This is a genomic window from Actinomadura sp. NAK00032, from assembly GCF_013364275.1.
Taxonomy (GTDB): domain Bacteria; phylum Actinomycetota; class Actinomycetes; order Streptosporangiales; family Streptosporangiaceae; genus Spirillospora.
Window position 1 is genome coordinate 1,378,688 of sequence record NZ_CP054932.1, and the last position, 13,607, is coordinate 1,392,294.

15 protein-coding genes and 1 tRNA gene are annotated in these 13,607 nt (G+C 71.5%); 9 read left to right on the forward strand and 7 right to left on the reverse strand.

Going from position 1 to position 13,607, the window contains the following annotated elements; translation table 11 throughout:
• Window positions 1-320: 320 nt before the first annotated feature.
• Both HUT06_RS43740 and HUT06_RS06550 read left to right on the forward strand, forming a co-directional pair.
• Complete coding sequence (locus tag HUT06_RS43740) at window positions 321-788, forward strand: hypothetical protein (protein WP_217711227.1); 468 nt, start codon at window positions 321-323, stop codon at window positions 786-788.
• 100 nt (window positions 789-888) lie between these two features.
• Window positions 889-1,398, forward strand: a complete 510-nt coding sequence (locus HUT06_RS06550) for a DUF3592 domain-containing protein (protein WP_368406953.1) — start codon at window positions 889-891, stop codon at window positions 1,396-1,398.
• A gap of 145 nt (window positions 1,399-1,543) precedes the next feature.
• Here the strand turns inward: HUT06_RS06550 and HUT06_RS06555 are convergent, their stop codons facing one another.
• Both HUT06_RS06555 and HUT06_RS06560 read right to left on the reverse strand, forming a co-directional pair.
• A complete protein-coding gene (locus HUT06_RS06555; protein ID WP_217711228.1) occupies window positions 1,544-2,506 on the reverse strand; it encodes a GPI inositol-deacylase in 963 nt (320 codons plus the stop codon).
• Window positions 2,507-2,727: 221 nt separating this feature from the next.
• Entirely contained in the window at window positions 2,728-3,471 is a 744-nt protein-coding gene (locus HUT06_RS06560) for an SDR family NAD(P)-dependent oxidoreductase (protein WP_176194889.1), read from the reverse strand.
• Between the two features lie 258 nt (window positions 3,472-3,729).
• Between HUT06_RS06560 and HUT06_RS06565 the strand changes: the two genes are divergently transcribed.
• Window positions 3,730-4,131 carry a hypothetical protein gene (locus HUT06_RS06565; protein WP_176194890.1) on the forward strand — a complete coding sequence of 134 codons (402 nt, stop codon included), beginning with the start codon at window positions 3,730-3,732 and terminating at the stop codon, window positions 4,129-4,131.
• A 210-nt stretch (window positions 4,132-4,341) separates the two neighbouring features.
• Here the strand turns inward: HUT06_RS06565 and HUT06_RS06570 are convergent.
• From HUT06_RS06570 to HUT06_RS06580, 3 genes are all read right to left on the reverse strand, one after another.
• Window positions 4,342-4,414, reverse strand: a tRNA-Thr gene (locus tag HUT06_RS06570).
• Window positions 4,377-5,204 carry a VTC domain-containing protein gene (locus tag HUT06_RS45545; RefSeq protein ID WP_176201186.1) on the reverse strand — a complete coding sequence of 276 codons (828 nt, stop codon included), beginning with the start codon at window positions 5,202-5,204 and terminating at the stop codon, window positions 4,377-4,379. Before HUT06_RS45545 ends, HUT06_RS06570 begins: the two co-directional genes overlap by 38 nt.
• Entirely contained in the window at window positions 5,201-5,779 is a 579-nt protein-coding gene (locus HUT06_RS06580) for a DUF4956 domain-containing protein (RefSeq protein ID WP_176194891.1), read from the reverse strand. The genes HUT06_RS45545 and HUT06_RS06580 overlap by 4 nt, the downstream gene beginning before the upstream one ends.
• A 119-nt stretch (window positions 5,780-5,898) precedes the next feature.
• Here HUT06_RS06580 and HUT06_RS06585 point away from each other — a divergent pair, with 119 nt between their 5' ends.
• The 4 genes from HUT06_RS06585 to HUT06_RS06600 are packed head-to-tail and all read left to right on the forward strand — an operon-like array spanning window position 5,899 to window position 9,592.
• A complete protein-coding gene (locus HUT06_RS06585) occupies window positions 5,899-6,165 on the forward strand; it encodes a hypothetical protein (RefSeq protein ID WP_176194892.1) in 267 nt (88 codons plus the stop codon).
• 40 nt (window positions 6,166-6,205) lie between these two features.
• Window positions 6,206-7,600: a cell wall metabolism sensor histidine kinase WalK gene (locus HUT06_RS06590; RefSeq protein ID WP_176194893.1), complete on the forward strand. Its 1,395-nt coding sequence runs from the start codon at window positions 6,206-6,208 to the stop codon at window positions 7,598-7,600.
• Entirely contained in the window at window positions 7,597-8,256 is a 660-nt protein-coding gene (locus HUT06_RS06595) for a response regulator transcription factor (RefSeq protein ID WP_176194894.1), read from the forward strand. Before HUT06_RS06590 ends, HUT06_RS06595 begins: the two co-directional genes overlap by 4 nt.
• A 46-nt stretch (window positions 8,257-8,302) precedes the next feature.
• Entirely contained in the window at window positions 8,303-9,592 is a 1,290-nt protein-coding gene (locus HUT06_RS06600) for a cytochrome P450 (protein WP_176194895.1), read from the forward strand.
• 31 nt (window positions 9,593-9,623) lie between these two features.
• Here HUT06_RS06600 and HUT06_RS06605 read toward each other — a convergent pair whose 3' ends face one another.
• Together HUT06_RS06605 and HUT06_RS06610 are read right to left on the reverse strand one after the other, a co-directional pair.
• Window positions 9,624-11,078: a DHA2 family efflux MFS transporter permease subunit gene (locus HUT06_RS06605; protein ID WP_176194896.1), complete on the reverse strand. Its 1,455-nt coding sequence runs from the start codon at window positions 11,076-11,078 to the stop codon at window positions 9,624-9,626.
• A gap of 33 nt (window positions 11,079-11,111) precedes the next feature.
• A complete protein-coding gene (locus HUT06_RS06610; protein WP_176194897.1) occupies window positions 11,112-12,284 on the reverse strand; it encodes an FAD-binding oxidoreductase in 1,173 nt (390 codons plus the stop codon).
• Between the two features lie 196 nt (window positions 12,285-12,480).
• Between HUT06_RS06610 and HUT06_RS06615 the strand changes: the two genes are divergently transcribed.
• Both HUT06_RS06615 and HUT06_RS06620 read left to right on the forward strand, forming a co-directional pair.
• The gene (locus HUT06_RS06615; protein WP_176194898.1) at window positions 12,481-13,140 is read left to right on the forward strand and encodes a TetR/AcrR family transcriptional regulator; all 660 of its coding nucleotides are present in this window, start codon (window positions 12,481-12,483) and stop codon (window positions 13,138-13,140) included.
• Between the two features lie 30 nt (window positions 13,141-13,170).
• Complete coding sequence (locus HUT06_RS06620) at window positions 13,171-13,455, forward strand: GlsB/YeaQ/YmgE family stress response membrane protein (protein WP_176194899.1); 285 nt, start codon at window positions 13,171-13,173, stop codon at window positions 13,453-13,455.
• Window positions 13,456-13,607: the final 152 nt, after the last annotated feature.

Consider the following 13,607-nt stretch of genomic DNA (forward strand, 5'->3'; position numbering starts at 1 on the left):
CCCGGCCCTCGACCGGCCCGAGAGCAACGCCCGCCCGAACCGCAGAGAGGTCTAAGATCCCCCGTGCCCCTGCCCCGACGCGCGTCACTGCTCGTGTTACTGCTGGCTGCCATTGTCGGTATCGTCCCGGCGGCACCCTCGTCCGGCGCGACCAGTTGCGTGGATCTGAAGGAACACCTCAAGGACGTCTTCGCCCCGGGAGAAGGCGGGGTAGTGGGAACCTCCGCTCCCTGTCGCTGAGATCGACACCCAGGTGAGCAGCCTTTTCGCGGAAGACGCGGTCGGCGGCCTGAGGGGTGTGCGGGCGTAGATTGTCCAAGGTGGGCCAGAGCGAAGACGACCGACCCTCCCTGCGCTTCCGCACACCGGCGGACTACCGCGATGCAGCGCTCGACCCGAACACCGACCCGCAGACGTTCTGCCTTCTCGCAGAGTCTCCATATCCGTTCGTCTGGCAGGCGCTGGCTTCCAATCCACGCACACCCGCGTGCGTCCTGGGAAAGCTGTGCTCGAAGGGCGACAGCGCTTGGAACGACGGACGACTCCTGAGGCTCCTCGCCGAGCACCCGAACTCCGACCGAACGGTGCTGCTCAAGGTGCTGGCCGAACTGGAGACCAGACTGCTGGCTTCCACGAGCAGACCGTACGCGGCCGCACTCGCACTCGCCGCTCGCCACGAACTCGAACCGCAGGAGGTGCAGCGCCTGGCAGCGCTACCCGGCGCATCACCACGCATGCGGTCTGGCCTCAGCCGCCGCCTATCCGAACGTCATCCCAAGGGCCGCTGATAGGCGTCCAAGGTGCCGCCCTGGCCGGAGACGGACATGACCGCTGACGCGGGAAACGGCTGGCCGGCCGCGGACGTCACAGCAGAAACGGGGAGGCACGATGAGCCGGCGACCATGGACGGCGGCTCTCGAACGGCGGCATCAGAAGCGGTTTCGGACGATCGAGCCGACGCCTCGGCGGCCGATACGACTTCCTGCGGCGACGATCTCCGTAGTGGGCGCCGTGATATTCACCCTCATCGCCTCGGTCTTCATCGTCAAAGAGGCCCTGCGGGCGCGTGACGGGGTGGAGACGTCCGGTGTCGTCGTCAAGAGATGGTCCGGGCACAAGTCGACGGACTACGCGGATGTGGTCTTCACGACCTCCACGGGACGGCGGGTGCGAGCCTCCATCAACCAGGACGACTGGGCGGAGATGCCGAAGGTGGGGACACGGGCCCGGATACGGTATTCGCCGTCCCGTCCGGAATTCACCGCGGTCGACGCACGACGCCCGATGATCGATGGATTGGTGGTCCCGGTGCTGTCGCTGGGTTTCGCCACGATCTTCGCGATCCACGCGTTCGTGGCCCGGCGACGAGAGACGGCCGGTCGGGAGGCACGCGGCTAGGCGGCGGTACGTCGCCCGTGGGGTCCCTGCGGACGCACGCATGGGCAAGGCTGGGCCCACTGGCCTGAGGCCCGGAGAACAGCGGCGGACCGGCCCGGAGTCAGGTTCCGGCTCTCCACTGACCCCGGGCCCGCCGCCTCTCAGATCACCACTTGCTGGACCAGTAGATGGCGTCCATGGCCACGCGGATGGGTGGTGCACCGTTCCGGATGTGCTTCCAGTTGGCGTCGTTGAGGCTGTAGTTCAGCCGGTAGTGGCCGGAGACCCTTGTGCGCAGGTCGCTGTGCCGGAGGTTGGCGGCCCCGGCGTAGCGCACCCGGTGCTGGGCTCCTACGTGCCCGGCCGCGGCGCTGGAGGAGTTGACCGCCTCGTCCCGATCCGTGGCGATCAGCGTCCAGTCCGTACCGCCATCGGCTTGGGGCAGCGTTGTGCCGAGCCAGTTCAGGAACGAGTTCGTCCCGCTCATCTCCCGGCACTGCTTGTTGACTGCACAGGCCATGGGGTACAGGGCCCCCTGGTGCGGCGTGCCGAGCGTGACCACGTCCTGGATCAGCAGCCTGGGCGGCCAGCCCGGCTCGTGGCGCGCGTAGCCGGCGATGGCGGCACGGGCGACCAGACCGCCCATGGAGTGCGCGACGATGTCGACGGTCTGGCCCTTGGACGAGTAGTTCTTGTAGATGTTCTGGGCCAGTTTCCTGCCGAGATCCTTGATGGAGGTGTCATTCGACCCCTTGGCAATCCGCACGCAGTTCTTCGGATTGTCGGTCGAATAGTAGCCGACCCGGTGGAACTTACCCGTCCAGCCCCAGCCGCGCATCGCCTTCACCGCGCCGCTCCACTTGCTCGCGCATCCGGTGTCGGTGACCTTCTGCCGGTACCCCTTGATGAGGTAGACGGGCGTGTTCGCCGAGTCCCCGACGACACGGGTGGCTCCGGCCGCGATCTGCGCGCTGCTCAGGCTTCCGGCGGCCTGGGCTGTTTCGGTGCCCCCGGAGCTCAATGTGGTCTCCCGAGCGGGCGCCGCATCGTATGCCACCAGTCCCAGGCCGGTTGCCATCGCAATCCCGGCACCCGCGAAGGCGGCCTTTCTTCGGACGTTGATCGCCACGATCCTTCTCCTTTCGGTAGCTTGCCGAAAGTTACTCAAGACGAATCACGGCCGGGCAGAGCTAAGGGGCCTCAATGCGACGACGAAATCTCGGGGCCCTAGGGCCCTTGTATTGAAGGACCTGGGCGCGAGCCGGATTCTGCCCAAGGTATCCCGGCCCGCGCGCCTACGGCTTCCCTCACCGAAATGCGTCAGCGAGGCGACGAGCAGCAGCACTCCATTCAGGCCGCGTACCCGCCGTCCACCGCGATCGACGCGCCGGTCACGTAGTCGCCGCCCGGGCCGGCCAGGTGCGCGACCATCGCGGCGATCTCCTCGGCGCGCCCGTACCGGCCGAGTGCCGTGAAGCCGCGCTCGAACTCCGCGTCCGGAGAGTCGGCCGGATTCATCTCGGTGTCGGTCGAGCCGGGCTGGACCACGTTCGCGGTGATCCCGCGCGGTCCGAGATCGCGCGCGAGGCCCCGGGTGAGGCCGGTGAGCGCGGACTTGGACATCGCGTACAGCGTCCACCCCGGGTAGGGGACGCGTTCGGCCATGCTGCTGCCGATGTTGATGATCCGTCCACCCGGACCGAGATGGCGGACCGCCGCCTGCGCCGTCACGAACGCGGCCCGGACGTGCAGGTCGATCGTCTGGTTGAGTTCCTCGGCCGAGACGTCCTCCAAGGGCCCGTACGGCGCGATGCCGGCGTTGTTGACCAGGATGTCGAGGCGTCCGAACTCGGCCGCGACCCGATCCACGGCGCCCACCGCTGCGGCCGGATCGACCGCGTCCGCCGCGATCGCCAGTCCGCGCCGCCCCGCTGCCTGGATCTCGCGGACGACCTCGGCAGCCCGCTCGCCGTCCCGCACGTAGGTCACGGCAACGTCCGCGCCGTCCCGCGCGAGGCGCAGCGCGATCGCTGCTCCGATACCGCGTCCGCCGCCCGTGACCAGGGCCGTCCGGCCCTCCAGAGCAGTAGCCATCCCATCCTCCAAGGCGCTAACAGGAAAAGTCTCCGTTTATGGAGGCTAACCGGAGGATCCTCCGGATACAACTCCGTAAGGCTGCCGGCACCCCCACACTGCGCGCCGCCGCCGAACTGATCGCCACCCACGGCGCCGAGGGCCGTCTCCATGGACGAGGTCGCCGAAGCGGGCGTCCGCACCGCCCACCGCTCACCAGCTCCCTGGGTTGGGGGCGCGAGACCCCGGCGGTGCTGATCCCTGCCGAGTAACATCCTGATGATCGACCTTGGCGGCCAGGGATCGTGGTCATGTCTCGTCCGCCTGCACCTCCCGCGGGCGATCGCGGCATTGCTGCTGTCCGCGTTCTTCTTCCCGCTGATCGGGTGCGGGGCGATGATGGTGTTCATCGGTACTCACGACCTTTATGTGGCCGACCGGCCGATCAAGTGCGGCGGCGAGGTGATGAACCCGGACGGCCCGTACACGTGCTTCAGCGGTTACGGTCCCCGTGACTACAGCGATCTCATGAGGGAAAGACGCGCCGGACAGGATCGAGCGCCGTACATGCTCGCGTTCGGGACCCTGGCCGTGGTGATCGGTACACCCGCCCTCAGGCGCGCTCTTCGTTATGTGAGGCGCGTCCAGCGATGGGCGACCTCAGGCGAGTGGACCGAATGACCTTCGCGCCATGGCCACGCCTGCCATTGTCATCGCCGCCCAGCCCGGCACACTGACCCGGCGATCACACTGCGCGCCTACGCACACGTCGTCAGCGAGGAGCTCACCGAAGCGGCCACGATCTTTGTGGACCGGAGCGTTGGTGCGGCGTAGACGCTGCTGTCAGCAAGAAGCCCCCTTGTGGTGATCGCAAGGGGGCTTTGAGCTGGGAGCCGGCGAGGGGACTTGAACCCCTAACCTTCTGTTTACAAGACAGATGCTCTGCCAATTGAGCTACGCCGGCGGGCTCGTCCCGCATCGTAGTCGACTTGGTGGGAGTCGTGCTCATCGTGGGGGAAGCAGCGGCGTAGGGGGCGGTGCCAGGGGTTGGCGGTGGTGCCTGGGTAGAGGACGGCTACTGCCAGGCAGTACTTGCTGAGTCTCACTGGGCGCAGGCGCATGCGGCGTAGGAGGCGGTCCACTGGGGTGTCCGGGGTGGACGACTTGCATTCGACCAGGGCCCAGTCGTCGCGGGCGGCTTGGTGGTTGTTGTGGTGGGTGCAGATGAGGTTGGTGTCCAGGGTGACGCGGCCTGTGCCGTGGCGTTGGACGAGGGTGGTTCGGTTGTAGGTCGTCGTTGCTGTGGGGAGTAGCGGGGACGGTGGGTTCGTGCGGTAGGCGGAGAGGAGCGTCTCCCAGAGGAAGTCTTGAGCGGACGGGGTGAGTTCGTCGCGGTGGGTGGCGTCGTGGGGTAGGCGGCGCTTGTCGGTGGCTTCGCGGGTGCCGCTCATCTTGACTTCGAACATGCACTCGCTGGTGTCGAGGTAGGTGCGGGTGCGGATTTTGTAGCGGCGGCGTCTGTCCTGCAGGTGGTGGCGGTAGGTGAGCAGGTCGGGGGTGTCGAAGTAGGTCGAGGTGTAGCGGAAGGTGCGGAGGCCGTCGATCTCCAGGGCGGCGTGGGTGGGTGTCAGTTGGGTGAGCAGGGCGGGGATGAGGTTCGTGGGGACGATGTACTTGCGGTCTAGGCGGAGTTGCAGTGCGGAGCGGGCCAGTACCTCGGGCAGGCCGACTGCGGGGAAGGCCGTCAGGTTCATGTGAGGCTCCGGGTGAGGGCGCGGTGGGCTGTGCGGCGGAAGCGGACGTCCACCACCATCACGTCGCGGACGTAGTCGACCTCTGTTACCGACTGTCGCAGGATGGTGCCGCCCAGGCGGCTCTCTAGGTCGGCTCGTAGTGCGGTGTCGTCGTAGTGCACGACGTCAAGGGTGATGAGGCGGTGTTCGGTGCGGGGCGCCAGGCGGGGGTGGTCGGCGGCGTACATGACCGCTAGGAGGACGGTGTCGAGGGTCAGCGCCAGCCATGGGGATTGGGCTGCCAGGCCGTTGACCAGGCCGAGGGCCAGGGCGATGAAGTAGTAGCCGACCTCTTCCTGGGTGAGGGCGCTTGAGCGCAGGCGGATGATCGACAGCACCCCGAACAGGCCGAAGCCGATGGCCAGGTCCGCTCGCTGGACGAGGAGCAGGGATACGACCGTGAAGACGCCGATGTTGACGGCGATGTAGGCGAGTTGCAGGTCGCGCCGGCGGTGGCGCCTGAAGTAGATCAGGTGCGCCAGTACTCCGATCGCCAGCAGGTCCGCGGTGAGGCCGTAGATGATGTCGTCTTGCATGAGTACAGGTTTGCCCGGGGGGATTAGGGCGCGGTGAGGCCACCGTTAGGGGGCTCTCATTAGAGGGTTCTCATCCGTGACGCGTCGCGGGGGCGCGGGCTCGGGGGGATAGTGGGCGGATGGCCACCCGAGCGGCGATCGCCGGTGCGGGCGCGGCGGCCCTCGTGACGCTGGGGCTCGCCGCCGCGTTCGCCCATGCGCAGACGAGTGCACCGCCACGGCTCGGCGACACCGTGCGGGTGTCGCCCACGTCCAGCGGCCCCACGGCGACGGTGTCCAAGACGGCGCGGCCGTCGCCGGAGCGAACGGAGCGGACGGTGCGGCCCGTCGCGCCGCCGCGTCCGCCGGACAGCGACGACGATGACGACGATGCCGACGACGACTGAGACCCATGGCGTCAGCGCGCGCGCCCGCATCGTTGGGTGGATGCTGCTGTTGGTCGCGCTGGCGCTGGGCGGTTCGGTGTTCGTTACGTGGTCGGTGCAGTCGGAGCGGCTGGACGAGCGGATCAACGAGGAGCTGGGGCATGAGGCCGCCAAGCTGCGTGAGTACGCCCAGGGCGGCGTCGAGGCGCGGGACGTCCGGACTCTGCTGACCGCCTACCTCGCCCAGAACCTCCCGGACGAGGAGGAGACGTTCTTCACGGTCGTGGACGGCCGCGCCGACCGGCGCAGCCCGTATCCGCCGCCCGCGCGGCTGGATCGTGACGCGGCGTTCGTCGCGCGGGTCGCGCGGGCCGACCGGCCTGCTCACGGGTGGGCCGACAGTTCCGCGGGGCGCGTCCGGTACGCGGTCCTGCCGGTGCGGGTGGCGGGTGATCCGGTCGGCGGTGCGCTGGTCGTGGTCGAGTTCCGCGACCGGCAGCGGGACGAGGTGGTCGAGGCGACCCGGGTGCTCGGGATCACCGCGTTCGGCGCGCTCGCGGTCGCCGGGGCGGCGGGGTGGCTGGTCGCGGGGCGGGTGCTGGCGCCGGTCCGGCTGGTGCGGCAGGCGGCGGAGCGGATCAGCGGGTCGGACCTGACGCGGCGGCTGGAGGTGCGCGGCAACGACGACGTCGCCGCGCTGGCCGCCACGTTCAACGTGATGCTCGACCGGCTGGAGGCGGCGTTCGCGACGCAGCGCCGGTTCGTCGACGACGCGGGGCACGAGCTGCGGACGCCGCTCACGGTGATCCGCGGGCATCTGGAGCTGATGGACGACGACCCGGCCGAGCGCGCGGAGACGCGGGCGCTGCTGCTCGACGAGCTCGACCGGATGGGCCGCATCGTGGACGACCTGCTGGTGCTGGCGAAGGCGGAGCGTCCCGACTTCCTGGCGCCGGACGCGACGGACCTCGCCGACCTCACGGTCGAGACGGTCGCCAAGGCGCGCGGGATGGCGCCGCGCCGGTGGCGGGTGGGCGGTGTGGCGGAGGTGCGGACGGTCGCCGACCGGCAGCGGCTCACGCAGGCGCTCATGCAGCTGGCGGCGAACGCCGTCCGGCACACCGGAGAGGACGACGTCATCGAGATCGGTTCGACGGTGCGCGGGGCCGTGGCCGTGCTGTGGGTGCGCGACACCGGGCCCGGGGTGGACGAGGCGGACGCCGCCCGGATCTTCGACCGGTTCGTCCGGGCCGGGGAGGGGCCGCGGCCGACGGACGGGGCCGGGCTCGGCCTGGCGATCGTGGCGTCGATCGCGCGGGCGCACGGCGGGCGGGCCCGGGTCGAGCATCCGGTCGGCGGGGGTGCCTGCTTCGTCCTGGAGCTGCCGTTGCGTCCGGTTCAGGAGGGTGCTGTGGAGGTTCTCGCGGGAGACAGGCACGAGAGGGAGGACGCATGAGCCGGATCCTGATCGCCGAGGACGAACCGCGCATCACCTCGTTCCTGGAGAAGGGCCTGGGCGCCGCGGGCTTCGGCACCGCCGTGGCCGCCGACGGCGTCGCCGCCTACGAGCAGGCGCGGGGCGGCGCGTTCGACCTGATGATCCTCGACATCGGGCTGCCGCTGCGGGACGGCTTCACCGTGCTGCGCCGGCTCCGCGAGGAGCGCGTGGCGCTGCCCGTCATCATCCTGACCGCCCGCGACGGCGTGGCCGACACCGTCGCGGGCCTGGAGGGCGGCGCGGACGACTACATCGCCAAGCCGTTCGCGTTCGAGGAACTGCTCGCCCGGGTGCGGCTGCGGCTGCGCGGCGACCGGATCCCCGAGCCGACGCTGCTGCGGGTCGGCGACCTCGCCCTCGACCTGCGGACCCGGCGCGCCCACGTGCCCGGACGGACGGCCGAGCTGACCTCCCGCGAGTTCGCGCTCGCCGAGATGTTCTGCCGCAACCCCGACCAGGTGCTGACGCGGGAGCAGCTGCTCGCGCACGTGTGGGGCTTCGACTTCGATCCCGGCTCCAACGTCGTGGACGTCTACGTCCGCTACCTGCGCCGCAAGCTGGGCGCCGACCGGTTCGAGACGGTGCGCGGCACCGGCTACCGTCTGCGCCCCTAGATCGGGTGGGGTGGCCGGAGGCGGGCGCCGGTTTTACGGTGGAGGTATGGACGTCATGGGGCCGGGGAACCTGGAGGCGGCGCGCTGGTGGGGGCGGATGGCCCGGGATCCGCTGGAGACCTACCGGGGGCTCGCCCGGCGGTACGGGGACGCGGTGCGCGTGCCGTTCGGGGCGCGGCGGGCGTTCTACCTGCTGTCGCGGCCCGAGCACGCCGAACGGGTGCTGGTGGCCAACCAGGACAACTATGTGAAGGCGTTCACGTACCGGCCGCTGCGTGCCGTCCTCGGTGACGGGCTGCTGACCAGCGAGGGCGACATCTGGCGGCGGCACCGGCGGCTGATGCAGCCGGTGTTCTCGCAGCGGCACGTCGTCGGGTTCGGGTCGCAGATGGTGGAGACGGCCGTCGAGGGCGTCGAGCGGTGGCCGGACGGGGTGACGCTCGACGCGGCGGGCGAGCTGCGGAAACTCACGCTGGACATCGTGGGGCGGGCCCTCTTCGGCAGCGCGCTCGCCGGTGAGGCGCCGCGCGTCGGGCGGGCGCTGGAGGCGCTGCAGCGGGGCGCCGTCGCCGGGACGTTCCTGCCGGGCGCGTTGGCCAAGCGGGAGTTCTACCGGCGCGTGCCGGGGCTCGGCGGCGCGCTCGACTACCTGGACGGCATGGTGCAGCGGGTCGTGGAGGGCCCGGACGGCGGCGAGATGCTGGTCCTGCTCAAGGAGCGCGGCGAACTGAACGCCGAGGAGCTCCGCGACGAGGTCCTGACGCTTCTGCTGGCCGGGCACGAGACCACCGCGGCCGCGCTGGCGTGGACGCTGATGCTGCTGTCGCGCTACCCGGCCGCCAGGGACCGGCTGGAGGCGGAGGTCGACGACGTCCTCGGCGGCAGGGAGCCGAAGGCCGAGGACGCCGATCAGCTGCCGTGGACGAAGGCCGTCATCTCCGAGGCGATGCGCCTCTACCCGCCCGCCTGGACGATCGAGCGCGACGCGGTCGAGGACGACGAGGTCGCCGGGGTGCGGATCCCCGCCGGGGCGACCATCGCCGTCCCGCCCTATCTCGTGCACCGGAACGTGGAGGTCTGGCCGAATCCGGAGGGCTTCCAGCCGGAGCGGTTCATGGGGGAGCAGCAGCGTCCCCGGTACGCGTACCTGCCGTTCGGCGGCGGCAGGCGCATCTGCGTCGGGGCCGGGTTCGCGATGCTGGAGGCGACGCTGGTGCTGGCCGCCATCAGCCGCACCCACCGGCTGGACCTGGTGCCGGGGGTGAACGTCCGGGCGCGCGCGGAGATCACGTACCGTCCGGCCGGGGTGGTCCCCATGCGGGTCTCGCGCAGGTGATCCCCAGCTCCGGAGCACGGGGCCCGGCCGGTCACGACTTCGTGCGGGGCAGCAGCAGCGCCGGCACCAGGGCCAGGACGGCGATGCCCAGCGCGATCCAGAAGGCGTGCCCGAAGGCTGCCGCCAGCTCGGGCGCCACGGCCTCGCGGGTCGCGTCGGGCAGCGGGCCGAGGGCGGCGAGCCCCGGCGTCCGGGCGCTGATCTCGCGTTGCAGGACCACGGCGAGCGCCGTCGTCCCGACGGACGCGCCCATCCGCTGCAGGGTGTTGATGGCGCTGGTCGCGCGCGGGATGAGGTGCGGCGGCAGGGACTGGTAGGCCGCCGCCATCGACGGCATGATCGTCGCGCCCAGGCCGAGGCCGAGCACGAACAGGGCGGCGGCGAGGACGGTCACCGGTGTGTCGGCGCCGAGTCGGGTGTAGGCGGCGGTGCCGATCAGGCCGAGGACGATGCCGGCGGGGACGACGATGCCCGCGCCGAGCCGGTCGGTGATCCGTCCGGCGAGGGGCATGGCGACGGCGGCGCCGAGCGCCTGCGGTGCCAGCAGCAGGCCGGTGGCGAGCGGGCCGTGGCCGCGCACGACCTGCCAGTACAGCGGCAGCAGCACGAGGACGCCGAACAGCGCGACGGCGACGACGACGTTGGTCACCGCGGCGGCGGTGAAGCCGCGGTGCCGGAACAGCGCGATGTCGATCAGCGCGGGGCGGCGGCGCGCGTGCCGGACGTACAGGGCGATCATCGCGGCGGCGGTGCCGGCGATCGCCCAGGTGCGCGGGTCGCCGAGCCCGCCGGGGCGTCCGGCCTCGGTGGTGCCGTAGGTGAACAGGGCCACGCCGCCGCACAGCAGGAGCAGCCCGCGCACGTCCAGTGAGGCCGGGCGCGGGGCCGAGCGGGGCAGCAGGCGCAGCGCGGCGACGACCGCGACCGCGCCGAGCGGCAGGTTGGCGAGGAAGATCCAGCGCCAGCCGGCGGACGAGAGGATCAGCCCGCCGACGATCGGGCCGGCGACGGAGCCGAGCAGCATCGGCAGGCCGATGAAGCCCATCACGCGTCCCATCCGGGCCGGGCCCGCGGCCTGCGCGAGGACGGTCTGCGCGACCGGGATGATCATGCCGCCGCCGACGCCCTGCACGATCCGGAAGCCGATCAGCGCGGGCAGCGACCAGGCGAGGCCGGACAGCGCGGAGCCGCCGAGGAACAGCAGCAGTGCGGCGATCCAGACCCGGCGGGCCCCGAACCGCTCGGTGGCCCAGCCGGTGGCCGGGATGACGGCGGCGAGGCCGAGCATGTAGCCGGTCAGCACCCACTGGACGGACGTGAGCGGCGCCCCGAAGTCCGCGGCGAGCGTCCGGGTGGCGACGTTGACGGCGGTCGCGTCGATGATCGACATGATGGCGCCGAGCACCACCGCGATGCCGAGCGCGACGAGGCCGCGGTCGAGCTTCTGCGCCGAGTCGGGGGCGGAGGCCGTGAGCGTCGTGGTCATGGCGGTTTCCTCGCATTCCAGGCGGGCCGGCGGTCAGGCGGGCCGGATGTTGTGGTTGCGGTGGAACACGTTCTGCGGGTCGTAGGCGCGCTTGACCTCGCGCAGCCGCCGCAGGTCGCCGGGCGTGTAGGCGGTCGCCGTCCGGGACGTGTCGTGCAGGAAGTTCAGGAACGAGCCGCCGGTCGCGAACGGCGCGAGCGCCGCGTCGTCGTCGGCGGTGCCGTCGACGGTCAGCGAGAAGGGGACGTCCCGGTGCCCGACCGGGCCCGCGTCCGGCGCCGGACGGGCCATCGCGCCGCCCCAGTGCCGCACCTCGATACCGGCGGCGCTGGAGGCGGCGATCGCGGCGATCAGGGTGTCCGGGAGGTCGGCGTGCAGGTGGAAGTGGTGGGGCGCGGTGCCGCCGAGCGTCTCGGTCTCGGCGTAGGGCATCGTGCGGAAGTCGTCGTGCAGGGCCGGGCCGCCTGCCTCGCGCAGTGAGCGCAACGCGCGCGCGCCGTCCTCGGCGGAACCGGCGTAGGCGCCGCGCAGCACGACCACCCGTCCGTGCACGTTGTGGTCGGCCAGGGCGACCGACACCGTCAGCTCGTCGGGGCGAGTGTCCGCCTCGTCCCGGAACCGGGTGAGAAGGTCGGTGGCGCGCTCGGCCGGGAACAGCGCGGTACCGGCGAACACCGTCGAGACCGGGTGGAGGCGGAACTCCAGCGACGTCACCACACCGAAGTTGCCGCCGCCGCCCCGCAGCGCCCAGAACAGCTCCGGGTGGCGGTCGGCGTCGGCGGTCAGGTACCGGCCGTCGGCGGTGACGATCCGGGCGCGCAGCAGGTGGTCGGCGGCGAACCCGTACCGGCGGGACAGCGGGCCGACGCCGCCGCCGAGCGTGTAGCCGGTGATGCCGACGGACGCGTGCGAGCCGGACAGCGGGGCGAGCCCGAGCGGCGCGGCGGCGGCGATGACGTCGCTCCAGCGGGCGCCGGCCCCGGCGCGGGCGACGCGGCGGGCGGGGTCGACGAGCACGCCGGACATGCGGGACGTCCTCAGCAGCATCCCCTCGTCCGTCGGGACGAGCGTGCCGTGCCCGGTGGCCTGGACGGTCAGCGGCAGGCCCCGCTCGCGGGACGCGAGGACGGCGGCGCGCACGTCCGCGGGCCCGGTGGCGTCGACGGTCAGCGGGCCGGTCCGGCGGGGGAGGGCGGTGGTGTTCATGATCTCGATCCTTCCGGAGGTTTCTTCTCCACTTATTCGCACCGTAACACCGACCGGAGGATTTGTCTCCACTTATCTCCGGACCTTTCCGGTGCCCGACGTCCTCGACGCTATAGTCACGGCTTTTGATAGTCAAGATTCGTGACTACTTGGGAATCGGAGGAAGTCCCTCCGGATGCTTGCTAGGCTCGGAGCCATGGGCCAGAAGCAGAAGGACCGCCCGCTGCGGGCCGACGCGCGCGACAACCGCAGGCGGATCCTCGCCGCGGCCGCCGAGGTCTTCGTCGAGCAGGGGCCGGGAGCCCCGCTGGAGGAGATCTCGAAGCGCGCCGGCACCGGCATCGCGACGCTCTACCGCCGCTTCCCCGACCGGCAGGCCCTGACCAGGGCCGTCGCACTGGACGCCCTAGAGCGCACCACCGACGAGGCCAAGCGCGCGCGGGACGAGGAGCCGACCGCCTTCGCCGCCCTCGTCCGCTACATGCACCGCGTCCTGGACATCGGCATCGGCGCGGTCTTCCCCGTCCTGCTGGAGGAGATCCCGTTCGACGACGAGGACATCGACGCCGTCCGCGCCGACGGCGTCGCCGTCATGCAGGACCTCGTCGCCGCCGCGCAGCGCGACGGCGACCTGCGCCCGGACGTCACCCACGGCGACGTCGGGATGCTGCTCGTCCGGCTGTCCCGCCCGCTGCCCGGGCCGCTGCCCGGCAACGTCGCCGGCGAGCTCGCGCACCGCCACCTCGACGTGATCATCGACGGCCTGCGCGCCGCGCCCGGCCACCCGTCCGGCCTCGCCGGCCCGGCCCTGACCTTCGCCGACCTGGGCTCCATGGGCGACGATCGGCCCAGGTGAGAGCCCGTCCGCAATGGGCACAGGGACGGCATGAACATCACAGGCATCATCAGCGCGATCATCATCGGGGCGATCATCGGCGCGCTGGGCCGGCTGCTGCTCCCCGGCCGCCAGCCCATCGGGGTCATCCTGACGGTGCTCGTCGGCATCGTCGCCGCGATCATCGGCACCGCGATCGCGCAGAAGGTCGGCGTGTCCACGACGTCCGGCATCGACTGGATCGAACTCGCCTTCCAGGTCGGCCTCGCCGTGCTCGGCGTCGCCGCGGTCGCCGCCCTCCGAGCCCGCCGCAACCACCGCCGCGTCCCCCGCTGACCCGCCCCGGGCAACACCGCCCCGCACCCCGGCTAACACCGGCTGGCACCCCGTGTCAGCGGCTTTACTTTCCGTGGCCGGAGTCCGCCACATCCACCCGACCCCGCGCCCCGGCCACCGCACCGGTGCGATCCTCGAAACGGCCCGCTCCC